General features: G+C 59.7%; 19 protein-coding genes and 1 riboswitch. Of the genes, 11 read left to right on the plus strand and 8 right to left on the minus strand.

The features are described from left to right. The first annotated feature begins 119 nt into the window (after positions 1-119). Both GA0061103_RS25345 and GA0061103_RS25350 read left to right on the plus strand, forming a co-directional pair. Positions 120-1,580: an FAD/NAD(P)-binding protein gene (locus GA0061103_RS25345; RefSeq protein WP_092716057.1), complete on the plus strand. Its 1,461-nt coding sequence runs from the start codon at positions 120-122 to the stop codon at positions 1,578-1,580. Positions 1,581-1,787: 207 nt separating this feature from the next. Beyond that, positions 1,788-2,255, plus strand: a complete 468-nt coding sequence (locus GA0061103_RS25350; RefSeq protein WP_092716059.1) for an RrF2 family transcriptional regulator — start codon at positions 1,788-1,790, stop codon at positions 2,253-2,255. Between the two features lie 23 nt (positions 2,256-2,278). On the opposite strand, the gene GA0061103_RS25355 is transcribed toward GA0061103_RS25350, so the two are convergent. Continuing rightward, on the minus strand, positions 2,279-3,496 hold the full coding sequence (locus GA0061103_RS25355; protein ID WP_092716061.1) for an SfnB family sulfur acquisition oxidoreductase: 1,218 nt from the start codon (positions 3,494-3,496) through the stop codon (positions 2,279-2,281). Positions 3,497-4,210: 714 nt separating this feature from the next. Between GA0061103_RS25355 and GA0061103_RS25360 the strand changes: the two genes are divergently transcribed. The 8 genes from GA0061103_RS25360 to GA0061103_RS25395 all read left to right on the plus strand — a co-directional run bounded on the left by GA0061103_RS25360 (position 4,211) and on the right by GA0061103_RS25395 (position 14,941). Continuing rightward, complete coding sequence (locus GA0061103_RS25360; RefSeq protein ID WP_092716063.1) at positions 4,211-5,626, plus strand: FAD/NAD(P)-binding protein; 1,416 nt, start codon at positions 4,211-4,213, stop codon at positions 5,624-5,626. Between the two features lie 197 nt (positions 5,627-5,823). After that, a riboswitch (cobalamin riboswitch) is annotated at positions 5,824-6,040 on the plus strand. Between the two features lie 108 nt (positions 6,041-6,148). After that, positions 6,149-6,562, plus strand: coding sequence for a DUF1636 family protein (locus GA0061103_RS25365; RefSeq protein ID WP_092716065.1), 414 nt, complete (start codon positions 6,149-6,151; stop codon positions 6,560-6,562). Positions 6,563-6,571: 9 nt separating this feature from the next. Then, on the plus strand, positions 6,572-7,351 hold the full coding sequence (locus tag GA0061103_RS25370; RefSeq protein WP_092716067.1) for an ABC transporter ATP-binding protein: 780 nt from the start codon (positions 6,572-6,574) through the stop codon (positions 7,349-7,351). A gap of 20 nt (positions 7,352-7,371) precedes the next feature. Continuing rightward, positions 7,372-8,331, plus strand: coding sequence for an ABC transporter substrate-binding protein (locus tag GA0061103_RS25375; RefSeq protein WP_092716069.1), 960 nt, complete (start codon positions 7,372-7,374; stop codon positions 8,329-8,331). A gap of 62 nt (positions 8,332-8,393) precedes the next feature. Beyond that, complete coding sequence (locus GA0061103_RS25380) at positions 8,394-9,410, plus strand: FecCD family ABC transporter permease (protein WP_092716071.1); 1,017 nt, start codon at positions 8,394-8,396, stop codon at positions 9,408-9,410. Positions 9,411-9,670: 260 nt separating this feature from the next. After that, the gene (locus GA0061103_RS25385) at positions 9,671-12,277 is read left to right on the plus strand and encodes a mechanosensitive ion channel family protein (RefSeq protein ID WP_425349546.1); all 2,607 of its coding nucleotides are present in this window, start codon (positions 9,671-9,673) and stop codon (positions 12,275-12,277) included. Between the two features lie 317 nt (positions 12,278-12,594). Further along, complete coding sequence (locus tag GA0061103_RS25390) at positions 12,595-13,425, plus strand: response regulator (RefSeq protein WP_092716074.1); 831 nt, start codon at positions 12,595-12,597, stop codon at positions 13,423-13,425. A gap of 184 nt (positions 13,426-13,609) precedes the next feature. Continuing rightward, positions 13,610-14,941, plus strand: a complete 1,332-nt coding sequence (locus GA0061103_RS25395) for a diguanylate cyclase (protein WP_092716076.1) — start codon at positions 13,610-13,612, stop codon at positions 14,939-14,941. Positions 14,942-14,981: 40 nt separating this feature from the next. On the opposite strand, the gene GA0061103_RS25400 is transcribed toward GA0061103_RS25395, so the two are convergent. The 3 genes from GA0061103_RS25400 to GA0061103_RS25415 form a co-directional block, all read right to left on the minus strand. Next, the gene (locus tag GA0061103_RS25400) at positions 14,982-16,001 is read right to left on the minus strand and encodes a GlxA family transcriptional regulator (protein ID WP_348627044.1); all 1,020 of its coding nucleotides are present in this window, start codon (positions 15,999-16,001) and stop codon (positions 14,982-14,984) included. A gap of 303 nt (positions 16,002-16,304) precedes the next feature. Next, a complete protein-coding gene (locus GA0061103_RS25410) occupies positions 16,305-16,508 on the minus strand; it encodes a YjiS-like domain-containing protein (RefSeq protein WP_092716080.1) in 204 nt (67 codons plus the stop codon). A 74-nt stretch (positions 16,509-16,582) separates the two neighbouring features. Beyond that, the gene (locus GA0061103_RS25415) at positions 16,583-16,861 is read right to left on the minus strand and encodes a hypothetical protein (protein WP_245304866.1); all 279 of its coding nucleotides are present in this window, start codon (positions 16,859-16,861) and stop codon (positions 16,583-16,585) included. Positions 16,862-16,951: 90 nt separating this feature from the next. Between GA0061103_RS25415 and GA0061103_RS25420 the strand changes: the two genes are divergently transcribed. After that, positions 16,952-17,851: a LysR family transcriptional regulator gene (locus GA0061103_RS25420; protein WP_092716084.1), complete on the plus strand. Its 900-nt coding sequence runs from the start codon at positions 16,952-16,954 to the stop codon at positions 17,849-17,851. Positions 17,852-17,886: 35 nt separating this feature from the next. Here the strand turns inward: GA0061103_RS25420 and GA0061103_RS25425 are convergent, their stop codons facing one another. From GA0061103_RS25425 to GA0061103_RS25440, 4 genes are all read right to left on the minus strand, one after another. After that, on the minus strand, positions 17,887-19,887 hold the full coding sequence (locus GA0061103_RS25425; RefSeq protein WP_167376653.1) for an ASKHA domain-containing protein: 2,001 nt from the start codon (positions 19,885-19,887) through the stop codon (positions 17,887-17,889). A gap of 54 nt (positions 19,888-19,941) precedes the next feature. Then, positions 19,942-20,286, minus strand: coding sequence for a hypothetical protein (locus GA0061103_RS25430; RefSeq protein WP_092716088.1), 345 nt, complete (start codon positions 20,284-20,286; stop codon positions 19,942-19,944). A gap of 2 nt (positions 20,287-20,288) precedes the next feature. Further along, positions 20,289-21,257 (minus strand): methyltetrahydrofolate cobalamin methyltransferase, encoded by a 969-nt coding sequence (locus GA0061103_RS25435; RefSeq protein ID WP_092716090.1) that lies wholly within the window; start codon positions 21,255-21,257, stop codon positions 20,289-20,291. Positions 21,258-21,359: 102 nt separating this feature from the next. After that, complete coding sequence (locus tag GA0061103_RS25440; protein ID WP_092716092.1) at positions 21,360-22,466, minus strand: methylenetetrahydrofolate reductase; 1,107 nt, start codon at positions 22,464-22,466, stop codon at positions 21,360-21,362. Positions 22,467-22,469: the final 3 nt, after the last annotated feature.

Raw genomic sequence — 22,469 nt, forward strand, 5'->3', positions numbered from 1 at the left:
CACGCGCTGTAATCGTGTTGTCAATAAATTTTATAGAGTATATCATTATCTCAATGATAATTGCGGTTGCCCGACGGATGTAGAGTTCGCGTGGCGATCGATCTGGAGGAAGTTGGCGATTGACCATTGGCTCGGACCACCAGGCGCCTGATTTGCCTGTTATCGTCATAGTCGGCGGCGGCGTTTCCGGGACGGCGGTTGCCTTCCATTTGCTACAGAAGCAGTCGGTGCGGGGCGGTCAGCCCTTTATATTCGAGCCAAGGGAGCGTTTGGGGGCAGGGCTTGCCTACGACACGCAAGATCCTGCTCACCGTATCAATGTGCCGGCGGCGAAGATGAGCCTGCTGCCCGATGACATCGAACATTTTCAGCGCTGGCTGCTGGAGAATGACGCGCTTGCAAATGATGATGCGGCGGTCGCCGTCAATGGCAGTTTTTTTCCGCGGCGCTCCGTTTTCGGAAACTATATCAATAGCATGATCCGCCCTTTCCTCGAGAATGGGCGGCTCCTCCATGTCAGGCAAAGTGTCGAGCGTATTCAGAGGACGGGCAACCGTTGGACGGTCATCGGTGCCGGCGGGCAGCGCGTGGATGCTGATATTCTCGTCATCGCCACCAGCCATCCGTCCCCTTTGCCGCCACAAGTGCTGCAGGATGCGCTTGCCGATCACCCGCGGTTCATTCCCGATCCGACGCGACCGAATGCACTTGCGGCCATTCGCGCCGAGGATCGGGTTCTGGTCGTCGGCAATGGTTTGACCTCGGCCGACGTCATTGCCTCGCTCGAACTCAGGGGTCACAAGGGGCCGGTCACCGCCATATCCCGACGCGGTCTTCGCTCGCGTGGCCATGCCGCGGTCAAGCAGGAACCGTTCGGCGATTTTGCCACTCAGCCGTCGAAGACGGCAGTTGAGCTGCTGCGTAGCGTGCGGGCCGCCATCCGAAAGGCGCAAGGCGAAGGCCGCAGCTGGCATGCCGTCATTGATCAGGTGAGGGCGCAGGGCCGGCATGTCTGGCATGCGCTGCCGATCGCGGAGCGGCGGCGTCTCGTCCGGCATTTGAGGCCGTTTTGGGATGTGCATCGGTTTCGCGTCGCGCCGCAGGTGGAGGCTGTCAGCGAAGGGGCGCTTGCAAGCGGCCGGCTGGAAATACTGGCGGCTTCGGTCGCGGCTGTCGGCGTTGCCGGTGGCGTCGTCGACTGCACCCTGCGACTCAGCCGTTCAGAACTGTCCATTGAAAGGCAATTCGATGCGGTCGTGGTTACCACCGGACCGGGGCACCGCGGGATTCTGCAATCGCAGGGCTGGATCGATGAGCTATCCAAGGCCGGATATCTCGCGATGGATCCCGCACGGCTGGGGTTTTCCTGCGACACCCGATCACGGGCGCTTACCGCCGATGGAACGGTGGTTCCTTCCTTGTTTATCTCCGGACCGCTTGCGCGCGGAACCTTCGGCGAATTGATGGGATTGCCCGAGGTGGTCGAGCATGCCGTTCTGGTGGCCGACCAGGTGGCCGGCGCGATCGCCGACTATGGGCGTGGGCAAAGGAAGGCATATTTGGACAGTAGCGCCGCCTAAAATCCAAGAAAAGCCGCAAATTCGTTGCTTAGGCGATACAATTGCCTAAATTTACTCATATAAACTATACAATTTGTGAGTTACTATCTTGTTCGTAAGGGGCTGCGGGGTTACTTCCGCAATCCATGCTGACAGGACCGGCCCGTTGAGTCTCTCTCGAGCCACGCCGGGTTTTCAACAATCGACTTTGCAGTAAAGCGGACGGCGATGCTTACGAAAAAAGGAAAATACGGACTGAAGGCGCTGGTGGATCTCGCACGTCTCGGTCCGGGTGAAACCGCGTTCATCAACGATATCGCGTTACGCAACAATATTCCGAAGAAGTTTCTCGATACCATCCTCCTCGAATTGCGAAACGCCGGCGTGTTGCGTTCGAAGAAGGGGCCGGGCGGCGGTTATTCGCTGTCGCGTCCCGCATCGGAAATCCGCATCGGCCATGTCATCCGCACCTTGGACGGTCCGCTCGCGCCGATCCGCTGCGCCAGCCGCACGGCCTATGAAGCCTGCGACGACTGTTCCGATCCGGAGCGCTGTCAGGTGCGGCGCTCCATGACGGAGGTGCGTGACGCTATTGCCGAGATTCTCGACAACATGTCGCTGGAGCAGTTCGTTGCCGGCGGCGCAGACGTTGAGATCCCGGAACGGGAAGACCGCCGGGCTTCACACATCGGCTGACCTTGCCGATTCTCCTGTGCCCGTTAAGGCAAGGAGGTCTTCGATGGCTTTACGCCGTTGAGGTGGTAATTGCCGACGATGTGGTATTTCCGGCGGGCCGGTTCATGCAGGGTGTGAATGCGGGCGTTGCGCCAGTGGCGGTCGAGGTTAAGTCCGATGCGCGCAGATTCCGTGCCCGCAAGCTCGAACAGGGTGTCGGCTGCTTCCATCGCGATATCGGCCGTAATCGTCTGGGCCGCCGCAACCGAGAGCGCGGCGTCGATAACATGATCTTCGGTGAGATTGATCTGCGCGGCATCGATCTTGCTGCCGGCGCGCTCCACCATCGCCGTCGCCGCTTCGATGCGGATGGCAATCTCGCCGATCCTCGTCACGATCAGCGGATCATTGACGGCTCGCTCATCCCCGTTGCCGTCGCCTGAGTGAGAGCCGGTCCGCACGAATTCCATCGTCGCCGCCAGCGCGGAGCGGGCAATACCGAGATTGATGCCGGCGCGCGTGAGCTGGTTCACGCTGTCGATCACTGTGGGTTCAGCCAGTTTTTCTCGGTGCTGGAACAGGGCATCGGCATTGAGATAGACATTATGCAATATGGTCGTGCCGTTTCCGGAGGTGCGCTGACCGAAGCCATCCCAGTCATCAATGATCTGGATGCCCTCCGTATTTCTGGACACGACAGCGGCAATCAGCCCCTTGCGTTTGTCCGTCGCGAATAGCGCGATCCAGTCCGAAAACAGGATGCTGGCGGAAGGCTGGCTTCGTCCGTTGAGGCGGAAGCCGAGCCCGTCCGCTGTCAGATGTAGGGAATGCTGGTCGGTGCCGCTTGCACCGGATTCGCAAAAGATGGCGCCGAAACGATCGCCGATAATGGCGCGGTCGAAAAGGGATGCCCGCTGGTCCTCGCCGCCCCCAATTCTCACCGCTTCCAGCACATGAAAATGCGTTTGCAATATTTGCGCTATGGAAGGATCGGCCTCGGCGAGGATGGCAATGACCTCGGCGAGGACGCAGTTCGAAATATCGATCCCACCATGTTCCGAAGGAACGGAAATCCCAAGCAGGCCTGACTGCGACAGGGCCTCGACCTCGTCATAGGGCAGGATGCGGTTGATGTCGCGATCGCTTGCCTGCTGAGCGAAGTCGGCCGCGAGCGAACGTGCGATGTCGAGCGCTTCCTCTTCGCTTTGGACGCGATGGGCGGGCGGCCTGATGCGTTCGTGCAACTGCGAGACAGTCCCCATTCACCACTCCTCGGCCAGCGCCAGGTCGGTTTCTCAGGCGCGGCAAATCCGTGCGATCTTAATTTCGATGGCTGGAGTGTACAACGGGTTTTCCTGGCGCATTCATATCGCGCCCTCGGGCATGATCGGCGTCGACCACTGAAATTGTAAGCGCGCGGCCCGATATAATGCGCTGAGGATAGCAAGTTGCGAACCCTCTTCTCTGCGGCCAATGAATATCGGAAGCCGCTTCATAAGTTGATCCTAGAGCTTGGAATTGCTTTCCCTTTTTGCCGGTCGACGCAAACGCAGGATAGGAACGGGTGTTCGGTCATCTGCCGTTTTCTGTGCCGCAGCCTCGTCGACCCTATTTCGCCCGGACAAGAAAGCACTTGCTAGCGGAGCGTTTTCGCGCTTTCATATACGACTAAATAAGTAGACAATGGCAATAATTCTGCTGCCTGATGGCTTTTGACGAAGTGATCATATGGTGGCCGATTGCAGGCATCTGGTGTTGGATCAGAGTTGGACCTGCCTGTCGCATCTTTCATTTTGGAAGGGATTCCCGATTGAAGAAGCGCGACGCATTGAGAACGGAAGCGGCTTTTATGCGTTTTGTCGGCCGCAGTTCCAAGGTTGCCGAGGCCCGGATATCGGCGTCTGTGTTTCCGGACCTGTGAAGTGAGCAAGCCCCAAGAAAGGCATGATCGACCACCTCTTGCCCCAGGAGTTGATATGACGGTTCAGGGATTCTTTTCCGCCAGGACGAACGCGACAGCGCAGCCTTATGCGACGCCCCGCATTGCCGTGATCGGGCGCGGTTTTTCCGGCATGATGATGGCGATTGCCCTGATGAAGACGGTTCGCTTTCCCTTCCATCTGCAGCTTTTCGATCCCAATTCCACCGTCAGCGGCGGACAGGCGCTCGCCTCCGGACATAGCAGCGAAATTCTCAACAGCCGCGTTCGCGATCTTTCCGTTTCCGCTGGGGATCCCGACGATTTCAATCAATGGCTCTGCGGCAATGCTCCATTCCGCAGCGCCGTTCCTGCCGCCATACCCGGTTTTTTGCAGATCTTCGTGCCGAAGAGCATTTTCAGCGACTACGTCTATCAGCGCTTTTCGGAAGCCTTCTCGTCACGGCGGGATGTGGCGGTGCAGGTCAGCAGCGAGACGGTTTTCGGGCTTCGGCGCGTTCGTGGAGGCCGTTTCGTCGTGGAAGGCGATGGCGCCGCCAATGCACCTTTCGACATGGTGGTGCTGGCGACAGGCTATGGCATTAGCGATCACGAATTCCAGGCCAGCGATCTCGTGACCGTGCCGACGACGGTGCGGGCGCGCCGTCTCGTGTCGCGACCGCATACGATCCTGCTCGGAAGCGGCCTGCGCGTCGTCGATCGGCTGCTGCAAATGCGTGAGAACGGCTACACGGGGCAGATCACCATCGTTTCGCGGCGAGGCTTTCTGCCGCAGAGCCACACGCGCAACAATGCCGATCCGGTTTTCCCTGCCGATGAGATGCCCGGCAAGCTCAGCGAGATCGTCCGTTTCGTCCGCAAGGCTTGCGGCGAGGCGGAGGCGAACGGCCAGAGCTGGCAATCCGTCATGAACGGCTTGCGCAAGCATGCGCGCTCGCTTTGGCGATCCCTGCCGGCGGGGCAGAAGCAGCAGTTCAATCGCCATTTGCGGGCGCTTTATGACAGCCATCGCAATCGGCTGCCCGAGGCGCTGCATGTGCGCCTCAATCAGGAGCTTGCCGAGGGCAACACGCTGCTGCGGCGCGGTCATTTTATCCGCCGCACGCCGACCGGGCTGGTTTTGAAGCCGGCTGGACGGCAGGAGACCGAGCAGCTCTACGCCGACGATGTAATCGACTGTCGGTGCCAGGCGCCGGATCTGAATGCACCCTTGCTGCGTAGCCTCATCGATGCCGGCCTTGCGGTGCCGGACGAGCTTGGCCTCGGTCTCGCCGTGGAGGCGACAGGCTCGCTCGAGGTCAACGGGCGCACGACAGAGGGGCTTTTTGCAATTGGTCCCTTGGGACTTGGAAGTCTCCCCGACATCGATCTGGTGCCTGAGATCGTGACGCAGGCTTATGCGGCAGCAGAGAGCGTCGCGGAGCGTTTCCATCCGCAGTGCAAGGCGGTCTGACAACCCTGCGGTTTCTTTCATTCCGGATCGCGATCGCGGTGCCCCCCGCGTATGCATATTGCAGTTTCGGCCTCGAACGGAGATAGTGGCTTGTCATTTGTTATGTAATAACATAACTGTTCACTATTGCTTAAGTCGAAGCTCCAGGACAAATGAAAGCGCATATGACATCGCCGTTGCCCGCATCCGCTTTCTATGACATGAATACCGCCGATGGTGCCGCTTTCGGATCGATCCTGATAGCGGCTGAAAAGGGAACACGGTGCGGATTACCCATCAGGGGCCAAGACCGTGGCTGCCCCCGCAACTGTAAGCGGAGAGCACGTTCGCAGCATGCCACTGGCTTCAAGCCGGGAAGGCGCGAACGGGCTGTGACCCGCGAGCCAGGAGACCTGCCATCGATGATATCAACCGCAACGGACGGGGTGTTCCGATGGAAAATCAGTGGTTGGGCGAGGGCGCCGTTGCGTCCGCTGGCCCTATCTTGACTGTGCCTCCGGCGAAATCTCCGGGAGGCATCTCATGGACAATGCAAAAGAGGCGACGCACAGGATCACCGTGTGCACCAATTGCCGTCATGTCGGCAAACCATGCCGGCCGGGCCTCGAACTCCTGAAACATTTACAGATGGCGATCTCCCAGGTTGGCGCCGCGCTCGCGGATGATTTCAGCCTCGAAGGCAGCGTCTGTATGGCGGGCTGCGAACGGCCCTGCACGGTCGCCTTTCAGGCAACGGCAAAGGCGACGTACCTCTTCGGTGACATCGAGGATGCGAGCGATATCGGTGCGCTCGTTTCCTTCGCGAGGCTCTATCGGGATCGCCCCGATGGGCTGACACGCGAGAGCGAACGCCCGACTGCGCTTGGAGGCAAGACGCTCGCGCGCATTCCCGCTGCCGTCGTGTCAGCCGAACGCCAGCTGGTCGTATTGCAATAGGAGGCGACGATGCCCAAACTAAGCGCGCGACTGGAAGCAGAGAGCATTACATGGGGTCCTCAGAAGGGAATGCCGATCATCAGCGGTATCACGCTATCAGTCGAGGCCGGCGCCCGACTGGCTATCATCGGCCCGAACGGGGCTGGCAAGTCGACCTTGCTGCGCTGCCTCTATCGCGGTCTGAAGCCGCAACGAGGTTTGGTGCGTCTCGACGGCACCGATCTTTGGTCCATCGGTCCGCGGGAGGCGGCGCTGCGCATCGCTGTCGTGCCGCAGGAGACGCCGGGCGATTTTCCTTTCAGCGTGCGGGATGTGGTGTTGATGGGGCGTATTCCGCACCGCAAGGGCATGGCGCGCTGGAGCGATCGCGACCATGACGTCACGACCAAGGCGCTTGCGCGGCTGGAGCTGGAGCCTTTGGCGCTGCGGCAGTTCGCGTCGCTCTCAGGCGGCGAAAAACAACGAGCGCTGATTGCCCGCGCCTTGGCGCAGGAGCCGGAGCTCATCATCCTCGACGAACCCACAAATCATCTCGATATCCGCCATCAGCTCGAGATTCTCGAGCTACTCAAGGGACTCGGCCCGACGATCATCACGACGCTGCACGATATCAATCTTGCCGCTGATTTTGCGACGCAGATCGCCGTCATGGATTGCGGGCGGCTCACGGGTCACGGCGAACCTGCCGAAGTCCTGACCGCGGAGCATGTCTCTAGCGCTTTCAGGGTTGGCGCGCGGCTGCATCGCACCGACGGCGGCCCGCAACGATTTTCATTCTCTCTTCGCTAATTCGACCATTGGAGCCGTTCATGTTTTCTCGCATATCTTCATCTGCCGTCGCGTTCCTCGCTGGAAGCTTGTTTGCAGACACCGTACTGGCCGAGCCTGTTACCGTGCGCAGCTGCAATCGCGATGTGACCTTCGACAAAGCGCCGGAGCGGGCCGTTTCCAACGATGTCAACCTGACCGAGATGATGCTGGCACTGAAGCTGCAGGACCGCATGGTCGGCTATACCGGCATTTCCGGCTGGAAGACGCTGGATGAGAAGCTGCGTGACGGCGTCAAGGAGCTGCCGGAGCTGTCGCCGAAATATCCGAGCAAGGAGGTGCTGCTCGGTGCCAATGCGGACTTCTTTTTTGCCGGCTGGAACTACGGCATGAAGGTGGGCGGCGAGGTAACTCCGGAAACGCTCGCGCCCTTCGGCATCAAAGTCTATGAGCTGACCGAATCCTGCGCCTTCGTCATGCAGAAGAACAAGCCGACCATGGACGACATGTTCGTGGATCTCCTCAATCTCGGCAGGATCTTCCGTGTCGAGGACAGGGCGGAAGCGCTAGTTGCCGGCTATCGCAAGCGGCTTGCCGAGATCCAGGCTAGGATCGGTCATGTCGACAAGCCGACCAGCGTCTTCGTCTATGATTCCGGTGAGGAGAAGCCGTTCACATCGGGGCGTTACGGCATTCCGACTGCCTTGATCGAGGCTGCCGGCGGCGTCAACGTGATGGACGACGTCGAGAAGAGCTGGACGGAAGTGTCCTGGGAGCCGGTCATCGAGAAGAATCCGGAAGTGATCGTCATCGTCGATTACGGCCAGGTGACCGCTGCCCAGAAGATCGCCTTCCTCAAGGGCAATCCGGCCTTCAGGAATATCGATGCCGTGAAGAATGATCGTTTCGTCGTGCTGCCCTATGTGGAGGCAACGCCGGGGCCGCGTAACGTCGAGGCCATTGCCACCCTGGCAAAGGCCTTTCACCCGAGCGCCATGTAATCATCTGCAATGCCGATCCGTCCAGTCAATCATGGGGCGGATCTCTTTCTCAAGATTCAAGCATGCGCCTCAATCTCTCCATTCTCATCCCCTTGCTCGCCATAGGCTTCGTTCTGTCGATCACCGTGGGTGTGTCGCTCGGCTCGGCATCCATTCCGTTTACGACCGTCTGGTCGATCGTCGGAAACAAGCTGCATGGGGGCATCTTTCCCGTCACCTGGTCCGGCGGGCAGGAAAGCATTGTCTGGGACGTCCGTTTCCCGCGCGTCGTTCTGGCGGCGCTTGTCGGGGCAGGGCTTGCCATCACCGGCGCCGTCCTGCAGGCGCTGACGCGAAATCCATTGGCGGACCCGCATCTCCTCGGCGTCTCCTCCGGGGCGGCATTCGGCGCCATCCTGGCACTGTTGCATACCGGGCTGATCCTCGGCCTGTTGACGGTGCCTTTATTCGCCTTTGCCGGTGCCTTGCTCGCAACCGCGGCCGTCGGGCTGACGACGCGGTTGACGCGCTCGCATTCTGCCGATCGGCTCGTCCTGTCGGGCGTGGCAGTGGCCTTCGTGTTTACGGCGCTTGGCAACCTGCTGATCTTTCTGGGCGATCCGAGAGCCGCCAACACCGTTGTCTTCTGGATGCTGGGCGGGCTCGGGCTGGCGCAATGGCAGCACCTCATCTATCCCGCCGGCGTTCTGCTGTTCTGTCTTGTCTTGCTCCTCCCGAAGACGAGGGAGCTCAATGCGCTTGCAATGGGCGATGAGACGGCCGTCACGCTTGGCATTGCCGTCGCGCAGTTTCGCCTGCTGCTCTTCGTCATCACGGCGCTGCTGACCGGCGTGATGGTGGCATTTTCCGGAGCCATCGGCTTCGTCGGTTTGATGGTGCCGCATTTCGTGCGGCTGATCGTGGGCGGCGACAATGTGCGTGTGGTGCCGCTGAGCGCCGCTTTCGGCGCATTGACCTTGATCTGGGCGGATATCGTTGCGCGCCTGGTCATGGCTCCTGAGGACATGCCGATCGGCGTGGTCACCGGGCTTGCCGGAGGCGTCGCCTTCATCCTGATCCTGCGGAGCGGACGGGCATAGATCGACCCATTGCCAAGGTATTTTCCTGGCCTATTTCCGGGCGGGCGATGGTCGGTGCGGCAGGTCGCCGTTAGGATAGACGCGGGCGATATCCGGCTTTGAGCGCGGTTCAGGATCGGATAGGGGCTAGAATGCCTTTGTGTCGCCTTTCTTTGTCTTACAAGGCGTACGCGTAAAGACTATGGAATTCGCAATCATACTATAGGACGACTCGGGTCTCCATTTTGCGGCGATTTCGATCATCCATTGCCTGCGACTTCATGTGCAACGAGGAGCTCTGCTTGCGCCCGCTGAAATCTCGTCTTTTGCTGCTGCCTCTTTTGCTGCTGGGATTGGCTGTTTTTACCGCCGCCATTCCGCTGGCGGGCGGGCATGCCTTTGCGCAGGATCAACAGCCGGCCCAGGCGTCGCAGCCAACCGAGCAGCAGCCCGCCAACGGGCTGATGGATGCCGCAGTTGCCGATCTCAACAAAGCGAAAAAGACCTACGCCTCTCTACAGGAGGCGGCCAAACAGGCGACATTGGACGACGAGACGCTCGTCGCGCTATCCGGTCAGGTCGACGAACTCAATCGCACGGTCACGGCAATTTCCACACGTCTGAAGCCCCGTACGGCCGAGATCGACGCGCGCCTGACCCAGCTCGGCGCGGCCCCCAAGGAGGGCCAGCCGCCTGAAGCTCCGATCGTCACGCAGGAGCGCGAGAGGCTCAATGCCGAGCGCTCGCAGATCAGTGCCGTGATCCTCGATGCCGACAATCTGACTGCGGAGACCAATCGGCTTTCGATGCAGTTCATGGAGATGCGCCGAAAGCTATTTGCCGAAACGTTATTCAAGCGGACGGAGATTTCCACCGCGACATTCGACGATGCAGGAGCGGCTCTGGTCGACGAGGGCGTCAAGTTCAGTACCGCCGTGACGAGCTGGATCGGCTTCGTGTTCAAGGCCAAGCTCGCGTCCCTCCTTGCCGCTGTCTGCCTGTCGATCGGCGCGGCGCTGCTATTTCTCTCCGGCGGGTATCGATTGTTCCGCCGCTACTACGTGCAGGACGAGACTATTGAGAATCCGCCCTATATCAGCCGGCTCTCCGTCGCCTTCTGGTCCACCTTGATCCGCACGCTGTCGCTGGCGGCCTTCCTCGTCACGTCCTTCTTCTTTCTCTCGAATTTCAATGTGCTGCGGCCTGATATCGCACCGATATTGGCGGCGGTCTTCGGTTTTATCGGCCTAGTCTACTTCGTCGGTCGCCTGAGCAATGCCGTTTTTGCGCCGTTCCGGCCGCATTGGCGCCTGGTAAAGCTGTCGAACAAGGGGGCGCATTCGCTGACTTGGTGCCTGCAGGCCATGGCTGTGGTCAACGGGTTGGATTACGTCTTCGACCGTATCAGCGAGTCCATGGGATCGCCGGTCGTCGTGACCGTGGCGAAGAGCTTCCTGGCGGCACTGCTGATTGGCCTCATTCTGATTGCGGCCTCCTTCGGCTCACCGATGCTTGCCAAGAACGGCGATCCGGACGCGCCCGGCCGCCATTGGCCGCATGGCATGGCCATCATTCTTCGCGTTCTCGGCATATTGGTGATCTTCACTTCGTTCATCGGCTATGTCGGGCTGGCCCGCTTCATGGCAACGCAGATGATCGTGACGAGCGCCGTCATCGCGACCATGTATCTCGGCTTCCAGCTCGGCAAGGCCGTATCCAAGCAGGGCGTCTTTGCCGAAACGATCATCGGCCGCTTTCTGGAAAATCGCCTGAAGCTGCGTGAAGTGGCGCTCGATCAGGCCGGTCTCGCAGCCGGTCTCGCGACCTACGCCGTCGCCCTACTGACGGGCATTCCGCTGATCCTGCTTTCCTGGGGCTTCCACATTCAGGATCTCGAAGTCTTCGCCTACAGGCTATTTACCGAGATCAAGATCGGCAACATGTCGATCTCGCTGCTCGGCATCTTCGTCGGCATCCTGCTGTTTGCGGGCGGCTATCTGGTCACGCGCTGGTTCCAGCGCTGGCTCGACAGCAATGTCATGGCGCGTGGGCAAGTGGATCTGGGTGTCCGCAACTCGGTGAGGACCGGCATAGGCTATCTGGGCATAGCATTGGCGGCGATCTTTGCCATTTCCGCTGCCGGCATCGATTTGTCCAGTCTGGCACTTGTCGCCAGCGCCCTCTCGGTCGGTATCGGTTTCGGCCTGCAGAATATCGTGTCGAACTTCGTGTCCGGCCTGATCCTGCTGGTCGAGCGGCCGTTCAAGGTCGGCGACTGGATCGTCTCGGGAACATCGGAAGGTATCGTAAAGCGCATCTCGGTGCGCGCGACGGAGATCGAGACCTTCCGCAAGCAGTCGATCATCGTGCCGAATTCCGAGCTTATCAATGCGTCCGTCGGCAACTGGACGCATCGCAACAGGCTCGCCCGCTCCGAAATCCCCGTATCCGTCAGCTACGATGCCGATCCGCGCAAGGTGATGGATATCCTGCTGGAGCTGGTGCGCTCGATTCCGAAGGTTCTCAGGAATCCGGAGCCGCATGTAGAGTTCCTGCGTTTCGGTCCATCGTCGCTCGATTTCGAGATGCGCTTCTATCTGTCCGATCTTTCCGATGGCATGGAGATCCGCAACAATCTGCGCATCGAAATCCTGAAGCGCTTCAACGAGGAGGGGATTTCCATTCCCTATCCGCATCAGGAACTGCATATCGTTCGCGATGGCAGACGAGGCAGGCGGTCGGATATCGCAGCCGATGCCTTGACGGATTTTGCAGACGGGCCTGAGGCTGAGGATGACGTGAAAGAAGATTCCGCTTTGTCGGCCGAAGGCAAGGTATCGGAAGCAAAGAGCACAGGCCGGCGCCGGGGCAGGACCGCGGCGGAGTGATCCGATTAAAGGCAGAGTTCGGTGAAACAGAGCCTTGTTATCGCGGGCGGGAATAATGTCGGCCATCGCTTCCGATAGGTTCCGTTCGGAAGTTCCCAGTTTGCGTTTCGCGACGGGAGCGTGTCGCCCATTTCTCACAGGTCAGATCTAGGTTCTCGCGTATGTCGTTGCCGCGAGAACCCTGGCAATAGCGCCCGGAAAGCCGCGAATGAGGACCGTTTTCTTCATCTCCGGGAAACCAGTCAGCTTAACAAATCCGCAAAGGCTTTGTTCTAAAACAATACAGAGGGGATCATTTAAAAAAACAGGTTTTCATTATGCCATTTCTGGGTGTTTCGGGGATGCAATACTCCGGCGCGTCTCTTGCCGGCTCGCGCATTCTTCTCGTCGAGGATTCCAATCTCTTTACATCGATGGTCACGGCCAAGCTGAAGGAGCTTCTGGACATCGACGTCGAGATTTGCCGCAACTTCGAAGAATTGCAGCTCGCCTACGACAAGTCGTCGGAGCCGATCAAGCTGGCGATCTCGAACATGAACCTTCCGGGAGCCGAGAAGGGAGAGGCCCTGGCCTATCTTCTCGATCTCAGCATTCCCACGATCGCCTTCACAGGTACTTTTCTCGAAGGCACGCGCGATGAGCTGATCGCCAAGGATGTGGTGGATTACATTCTCAAGGACAATGTCTTCGCGGTGGATATGCTGGCGGAATCGATCTGCCGTTTTTTGACGAACCATCGTCACCATGTCCTCATCGTCGATGACAGCGCGACGGCGCGCGCTTTGCTGTCCAGCCGGCTAAAGCGCTACAATTTCCGCGTCAGCATTGCGGAGAATGGTGCAAAAGCGCTCGAAATCTTGAAGGCCAGTCCGGATATCGGCCTTATGGTCACGGACTACAATATGCCCGACATGGACGGCTTCGAGCTGACGCGCCGTATTCGCGCGACCACCGGCTCCCATGAGTTGCGCATTATCGGCGTCTCATCATCCACCAACCGGCTGCTTTCTGCCCGTTTCCTCAAGGCGGGTGGCAATGATTTCATTCTGCGGCCATTCATCGATGAGGAGTTCTACTGCCGCGTGAATCAAAATCTCGACACTCTGTTGCAGATTAAGTCAGCTCAACCGGCCGGAAAGAGCGCATAGGCGCGGCAAGTCAGGCAAAATAACCTCGAGAAAAGTGAGGGAAAATCACTTTTATGTAAATCTCCGCAATCAGCGGTTCCAATTTTTTCACGAATCCTGTTCAGGATACGGAGGAGACGGTTTGGCAGACCTGCGATTGACTGAATATTCATGCACCTGATGGTGTGGGAGGAATTGACGGGAAATGGTACTGCATGTGGGATCCCTCGACGGTGGCATCGGCCACCGCAATGGCAGCCAGAAAATACTTCTGGTCGAGGATTCGCGCATGTTTTCCGCAGTGCTGTCGCATCGGTTCGAAACCGAACTCGGCTTGGCTGTAACGCATTGCTCCTCCCTGAAAATGCTGAACGAGGTGCTTGCGGGGCCGGATAGCAGCTTCACGATGGCGGTGATCGACCTCAACCTTCCGGATGCTGCCCATGGAGAAGCCCTGGATGTTGCCGTCGCCCATGACATTCCCACCATCGTCTTTACGGCGTCTTTCGACATGGCGACGCGCAATCGAATCATGGAGCGCAATGTCGTCGACTATGTGCTCAAGGACGGCGAGTTCGCCCTCGACAATCTCGTCTCCTCGGTAAGGCGTGCCATTGCCAACCGGTCGATGCGTGTTCTGGTTGTGGACGATGTGCCTTCGGCCCGGAAAATGCTGACGGACTTGCTGCATGCTCAGCAATTCAAGGTCGCTGAAGCCGGCACGGGTATCGAAGCCCTGGCGATGCTCGAAACATTCGACGACATCGAAATCGTCGTCACCGACTACAATATGCCCGACATGAACGGCCATGAACTGACCCGCCGCATCCGCCACCGCTATGGCTCGGACCGGATGCGGATCATCGGCATTTCGTCTTCGAACGATCGTTTGCTGTCTGCGACATTCCTGAAGGCGGGCGCGAGCGATTTCATCTACCGCCCCTTCGTTCAGGAGGAGCTGCAATGCCGCATCGCATTGAATGTCGAGACGCTGTCGCAGCTGAAGCAATTGCGAGCGGCAGCGGCGAGCGATTATCTGACCGGGCTCTACAACAGACGCTATTTCTATGATCATGGTCCGCGTCTGGTCAATGAATGTCTGCGTCGCCAGCGTCCAAGCTCGGTTGCCATTCTCGACATCGATCACTTCAAGAATCTGAACGACACCTATGGTCACGAGATCGGGGATCAGGTGCTGAAGGCCGTTGCCGCGAGGCTTCACGGGCTCTTGGAAGGCACGGATAATCTGCTCTCCCGCCTTGGCGGGGAAGAGTTCGCCATTCTGTTTGCGGAAATGAATTCGCGTGCGGCGACCGCGCTGTGCGATGAGGTCCGCCTTAGCCTTGCCAGCCTGAAGGTTCATGCCGACGACGAAGAGCTTTCGGTGACGGTTTCCATCGGTGTGGCGGAGATTGCTGGCTACGAGTCCTTCGACAACTATCTCAACGCCGCGGACCAATTCCTCTACATGGCCAAGCATAACGGCCGAAACCAGGTCTATTCCGATTTCAAGATGGCCCAAGAGGCGGCCCAATAGGCCGCCTGCAATGATCCGATTGCCTTGATTTCCACCGCCCTCAGACGACGATGCCGGTCCGGTTCGTTGACATGGTCAGTTTGCGCTCGGCGCGCTCCTGCTGCGGGGAACGGTTATAGAGTTCGCGATAACACTTGGAGAAATGCGAGGCGGAGACGAAGCCGCAGGCCACCGCCACTTCCACGACCGGCATGGAGGACTGCACGAGCAGATGCCGGGCGCGATCCAGGCGGATCTCAAGGTAGTAGCGAGCCGGCGAGCGGCCCATTTCCTGTCGGAACAGGCGCTCGATCTGGCGGCGCGACAGGCCGGCATCGTCGGCGATTTCCAGAAGCGACAGCGGCTCGGCGAGGTTGCTTTCCATCAGCTCGATGATCGATAGCACCTTGGAGTTCTGCACGCCCAGGCGCGCGCGCAGCGGTAGGCGCTGGCGGTCATGCGGGCTGCGGACACGATCGGTCAGCTGCTGTTCGCAGACCCGGTTGACGAGGTTCTCGCCAAAGTCCTGGCCGATGAGATTGAGCATCATGTCGAGCGAGGCGGTGCCGCCGGCGCATGTATAGAGGTTGCTGTCGACCTCATAGAGATCGGCATAGACTTCCGCCTGCGGGAAGGTTTCCGAAAAGCCCGGCAGGTTCTCCCAGTGGATCGCACAGCGCTTGCCGTTCAACAGGCCCGCTTGGGCAAGCACGTGGGCGCCCGTACAGAGGCTGCCGACGGCCACACCGCGATTGTACGTCTCGCGCAGCCAGGCATTGACCGACTTGTTGTGGAATTCTTCGACATAGATGCCGGAACAGACCAGCACCATGTTCGGGCGATTCTCGCCGCCGAGATAGCGGCGCTCGTCGGTGAGGGAGGAATTGACCTCCAACCCGATGCCGCTGGAGGAATAGACTTTCTGACCGTCCGTCGAGGCAAGCCGCCATGTATAGGCGGGATAGCCCAGCATGCGATTGGCAATCCGCAGCGTCTCGATCGCAGCGGAAAACGGCAGCATGGTGAAATGCGGAACAAGGAAGAAAACCAGGGAACGCGTCTTGATCGGGGTCTTGCTCATGTTGTGAAAATCCATGCTCCAGGGCCGTTACGTATTCCTTGCGTCAAATACGTCGGCCCGATGGTCTATAAGCGACATTGGCATGGATAATCGCGGCCGCAAAGGGATATTTGCGTCTACTCTGAAAAATACGGGTCTAGAGAAGGGAAGCGAAGGGGAGGCGAGCGATATGCTCAAGCGGCGAAATATATTTGCGGGTAATTCTCAGGATTAAAGTGCGATTCGCATCTGGATGCATAAGTGTTCAAAAGGCGACACTCTCTTGGGTTGAGCGTCGCCTTCAGTCGTTATGCTCTTTGACTATCATCGTGTGGCTTTCGGATTCTTGATTTCGTTCGCGGCCGGCCAGCCCAAGTCCTTGCGCATGTCGTCGGACAGAGATTCGAGCTCGCGAAGAGAGCGCCACTGCTGCCAGCGATTAGCGAGGCGAGAAAAGAAGGGCACATAGCTGCTGCCGGGCGGAAACGGGTTCCGTGTGCCGGTTTGTCTATAACTGATCGTCGTCATTTTCGGGTTCCTTTCAGTGTCAACCGCTCAAAATGTCACGCCTATCGACAGTAAATATGGATCTGGCTGGCTCATCAATCAAACGAATAGATCTTATAGCTGCCATTAGTATTTTTGAAGGAAAGCAGCTTGCCGGGCTTTCGCTCAAGCGCCGCCAAGGTGCGATCCGGCGGGAGGCCGCGCGCATTGACGTCATCGATCAGATGAGCGGGAAAGCGTGTGGCAATCTCGTCGAGCGTATGCTGCGCCATCCGCTGAATTTTGCGGAGGCGTAGGAGTGAGAGAAGGCGAGAGGCTTCGTCCAATGCCGTGCCAGCCATGATTTTTACTCCTTTGAGGTTGTCTGCGTTCATTTCCATTGCATCTAATATGGTGCTTCGTTGACATTCAGACAAATGAAATGATATGGTGTTTAGGATCAGAAAAATTGAAAGGTAATCGATATGACCGTACCGTTCCGCCGGCCCATACCGTTGCTTGACAATGAAGTTCTGCGCACCTTCGTCGCGATTGCCGAAACGGGGAATTTTTCGACTGCGGCCGATGCTGTCTTTCGCACGCCGTCAGCTGTTTCGATGCAGATCAAGAAGCTGGAAGAGCAGCTCGGCGTCACGCTGTTCCTGCGCGATGCGCGCTCGGTGAGTCTGACGCAGCACGGCGAGATGCTGCTTTCCTATGCCCGCAACATACTGGCGCTCTCCAACGAGGCGGTTTCGCGCTTCATCATGCCTGAGCTCAGCGGCGTGGTGCGGCTTGGCGCTCCCGACGATATCGGCGAGCGGCTGCTGCCGAGCATCCTCAAAAGCTTTTCCGAGAGCTATCCGGGTATCATGGTCGATGTAACAGTCGATATGAGCATCCAGCTCAAAAAGCGCATCGAGGAGCAGCGGCTGGACCTCGCGCTGATCAACTGTGCGACGCGGCCTTTCCCGACGGAAGGTGAGGTGATCTATACGGAGCGTCTCGTCTGGGCTGGCGCCAAGTGCGGCACCGCCTATCGCCGCGATCCGCTGCCGATCTCGATCTGGGAAGAGGGCTGTATCTGGCGGTCGGAGGCCATGGCTCAGCTCGAGCGGCAGAAGCGCGCCTATCGCGTTTCCTATCTCAGTGCCCATACCATGGCGCAGCGTGCGGCGATCGTCTCCGATCTTGCCGTCGCCCCTTTCCCGCGCTCCTACATCACAGAGGATATGGAAATCCTCGGGCCGAGCGAGGGTCTGCCGGAGCTGACATCCTTCGACATCCGTCTGCTGACGGCATCGCAGATGACCGGGCCGATGAAGGCGGTGGCCGATAGTATCCGCCAGGCCTTCGTCGAGATTGGACGCAAAATGGCCGCGTGAACCGCGGCCAATTATCTCTCGGGCAAATTGCTTTCTTACTCGCGGCTGCGGCGACGTCTGCGGCCGCCACCTTCTCCGCCATCATCGGAAAGCTGCTTGCGCTCCGGCAAGGTCACGACCTTCGCAAGTTCCGGGAAGCTGTCGACTTTGTTCGGGAGCGCCATGGCGTAGACGAAATGCTCCTGAAATTTTGATTCAAGCGCCGTCTCTATCTTCTCGATTTTCCTGACGGTTTCCTCGATCTCGCGGCGATGGTCGCGATTGAGTAGCGCCATGCGCGCGCCGGTGCCGGCGGCATTGCCGACGGCCTTGACCTTGTCGAGTTCACAGTCGGGTATCAAGCCCAGCACCATCGCATATTTCGGATCGATGAAGGTACCGAAGGCGCCGGCAAGGCCGATGCGGTCGACATGATCGATGCCCTGCTTGTCCATCAGCAGCTTGACGCCGGCATAGAGCGCCGCCTTGGCAAGCTGGATGGCGCGGATATCGTTCTGGGTGACCGTGATGCGCGGTTCGCCGTCGCGTAGCAGATAGGAGTAGGTGCGGCCGTTCTGCAGGATGCGCGGCGAGCGCGCCGCCATCGCGCCATCCACGACGCCATCTTCGGAGATGATGCCTGTCAGGAACATCTCTGCGACGACCTCGATGATGGCCGAGCCGCAGATGCCGGTGACACCGATCTTGGCGGCCGCTTCTTCGAAGCCCGGTTCATCCGACCACGGCTCGATGCCGATGACGCGATAGCGCGGTTCCAGTGTAATTGGATCGATGCGCACCCGCTCGATCGCGCCGGGAGCGGCGCGCTGGCCGCTGGAAATCTCCGCACCTTCGAAGGCGGGGCCAGTCGGCGAGGAGGCGGCGACGACACGATGGCGGTTGCCGAGGACGATCTCGGCATTGGTGCCGATGTCGACCAGCAGCATCATCTCATCCTGGCGATGTGGCCCTTCGGCAAGTGTCGCCGCAGCCGCATCGGCGCCGACATGGCCGGCGATGCAGGGCAGCATGTAGATGCGCGTGCCGGCATTCATCGGCAGGCCGATGTCAGCCGATTTCAGATGTACGGCTCCCGATACGGCGAGTGCGAAGGGAGCGCCGCCCAGTTCGGTCGGGTCGATGCCGAGGAACAGGTGGTGCATGATCGGGTTGCCGACGAAGACGGCGTTCAGAATATCCTGGCGCGAGACGCCGCCATCCGCGCAGACCTTGTCGATCAGGCCGTTCAAGGCCTCCCGAACGGCATTGGTCATAGCCTCGCGGCCGTCGGGGTTCATCATCACATAGGAGACGCGGCTCATCAGATCCTCGCCGAAGCGGATCTGCGGGTTGGAAGCGCCAGCCGAAGCGACGGTTCTTCCCGAGAGAAGCGAGGACAGGTGCATGGCGATCGTCGTGGAGCCGATATCGCAGGCGATGCCATAGGCCTCGTTCTTCAGGCCCGGATAGAGCGCGATGAGGCGAGGGCGCTCGGTGTTCAGATCGCGATGAATGGCCGCCGTTACCTTCCATTCGCCCTTGCGCAGGATCGATTGCACCTGCGGAATGAGATTAAAATCCACTTCGAGATTGTCGTATTTCCAATCCGCGGCGATCGCCGCCTTCAGGCGGTCGAGGTCGCCGAGCGGCTTGTGCATGTCGGGCTCCTCGACCTCGACGTAGCACATGTGCACGGCTGGATCGCGGGCAATGACGCGCTCGTCGGCCGCCTTGCGCACGACCTGCGCATTGATGACGGTATCCTGCGGCACGTCGATGACGAGATCGCCCTGGATGAGGGCGGAACAGGAGAGGCGGCGGCCTTCAGGCAGATCGCGCACCTCGGCATAGCGCCGCTCCTTCGGGCCGATCGGAGACAGGTGATCGTTGGAGGAGACGATCTTGTGCTTGGCGAAATTGCCTTCCTGCACGGAGACCTGGCAGCGTCCGCAGGTGGCGCGGCCGCCACAGACGCTTTCGACATAGACGCCGAGCTGGCGCGCGGCCTCAAGCACGGGCGTTCCCACGGGGAAGTGGCCGCGCTTGCCGGAGGGCATGAAAAGGACAAGAGGTTTGGCGCTGTCGCTGGCTTCGGCCACGGATCAGCCTTTCTATTTGCTAAGGCGGCGCACGTTCGAGCGAACGCGCTTGCTGTATGGTTTGACGGCCGCGTGGGCGATCGAATCTGCAGCTCGTTGAGCCGAGGCTTTACGCCCCGTCGCGATTGCCGTCATTGCCGCAATATTCTGTTCAGCCATCGCCATATTGGCAGCGATGACACTTTCGCTGGCGGCCGCCATCTTCTCGGTGATCATGCGGTTGAATTCGGCCGTATTCACTCGGCCGCCGGTCATAGCCGTCATCCACATTTGCGACAGGCGCATCCCGATCACCATAGGTGCCTCAATCCACAAAGTGGCGAGATCATCGGAAAGCCGGCGGCTCGGATAGGTCATCGCTACTCCCTCGCTGCCCCTGCACCGGCACGTGCTGCGCGACCGCCGCGACGTCCGCCACCGGCGGCGGGGGCTGCCGTTGCTGCTGCCGCTACCGTGCCACCTTCGGCCGGCTTGTAGTCGCGATAGGTCATAATCCAGTTGGTGCAATTGGCATCCGTACCGTTCAAGACATTAGCGGCGCGCACGGCTTCCATTTCCTGTGGGCGGCAGGGGTTCATGATGGCGGAGGTCATGCCCGCGCCGATGACCATCGGGATGAAGCCGGCATTGATGCCGTGGCGATGCGGCAGGCCGAAGGAGATGTTGGAGAGGCCGCAGGTCGTGTTGACCTTCAGCTCGTTGCGCAGGCGGTGCAGCAGCGCAAAGACTTGGCGGCCGGCATCACCTAGCGCCCCGATCGGCATGACGAGCGGGTCGACGACGATATCATGCGGCTTGATGCCGTGATCCATGGCGCGCTCGACAATCTTCTTCGCAACGGCAAAGCGGACGTCCGGGTCCATGGAAATGCCCGTTTCGTCGTTCGAGATGGCGACGACGGGCACATCGTATTTCTTGACCAGCGGCAGGATGGCTTCGAGCTTTTCCTCTTCGCCCGTGACCGAGTTGACCAGCGGCCGGCCCTTGGCAACCTTGAGCGCCGCTTCGATCGCCGCGGTGACCGAGCTGTCGATCGAAAGGGGCACGTCGACCAGGCCCTGCACGATTTCAAGCGTCTGCACCAGAAGACCCGGTTCGGTCTCGTTCGGATTGACCGAGGTGACGCCCGCGTTGACATCGAGCATGGTTGCGCCGGCAGCCACCTGTTCCAGAGCGTCCTTGATGACTGTGTCGAAATTGCCTTCGATCATCTCGGCAGCGAGCTTCTTGCGCCCTGTCGGATTGATGCGCTCGCCGATCACGCAGAAAGGCTGGTCGAAGCCTATGATGATCTCGCGGGTGGCGGAGGCAACGATGGTACGCGTCATATCTGATCCTCTGGTCAGTTGGCTCGATAGCTGTCTATCGTGCGATGATTTGGGTTACAAGCCGGCCGATTCCTCCACCGGTCCGGTTGTGATCTGTCGAATTCAATGCGCCTGCTGCGGCGTGTGGTGGGCGGCGATTTCGGCCATGGCCTGCTGGTTTTCTTCCCTGCCTTCGCTGATCTGGTGCAGTCGTTCGGCGACGAGCGCATCCGTGCGGCTTGCCTCGCGCTTCCACGGCTGACGGCCCTTCAGCACGCCGGAATCATGCACCATCTCAGCGACATATTCTTCCTGGCGGTAGGCCATGACGTGAATGCCGGAAACGCCCTCGATCTCCTTCACCTCGTTGATGATATCGATGCAGAGCTGCTTGCCTTCCTTCTTCTGGTCCTGCGCTCCCTCGATGCGCTTGATGACTTCATCGGGAATATGAACGCCCGGCACGTTGGAGCGCATCCAGCGGGCGGTCTTTGCCGAGGCAAGCGGACCGACGCCGACGAGAATGAAGCATTTTTCGTTGAGGCCGAGGTCGCGAACCTTCTTCATGTATTCGCGGAACATCGGCACGTCGTAGCAATACTGGCTCTGGACGAACTGCGCGCCGGCCTCGATCTTCTTTGCCAGCCGATAGGGGCGGAAATCGTAAGGCGGAGCGAAGGGATTGATGGCGGCGCCGAGGAAGACTTTCGGCGGCGAGGTCAGCTTGCGGCCGGAGAGAAACTTGGCGTTATCGCGCATGATACGCACGGTTTCGAGCAGCGACATGCAATCGAGGTCGAAGACAGGCTTGGCCCCTGGCTGGTCGCCCGCCTGCACGCCGTCACCGGTCAGGCACATGATGTTGCACACGCCCATAGCGGCAGCACCCAGCACGTCACCCTGGATGGCGATGCGGTTCTTGTCGCGGCAGGCGATCTGCATGATGGGTGCATAACCCATGCGGGTCAGCAGCGCGCAGATCCCGACCGAAGACATATGGCAGTTGGCGCCCGAGGCATCGACGGCGTTGATGCCATCGACCCAGCCCTCGAAAATGGCGGCGCGCTCGTAGACGTCTTCGGCATTGGCGCTGTCGGGCGGATTGAGTTCCGCCGTGACGGCGAATTCGCCGCGGCGAAGCACGCGCTCCAGCCGCCCGAGCGAATAATGGCCGGGCAGGGGATCGAGCGGCAGATGGACGCCAAGCGGGTTTTCATCGATATGCGACATCGC

It is taken from the genome of Martinezella multihospitum, assembly GCF_900094585.1.
GTDB lineage: Bacteria > Pseudomonadota > Alphaproteobacteria > Rhizobiales > Rhizobiaceae > Rhizobium > Rhizobium multihospitium.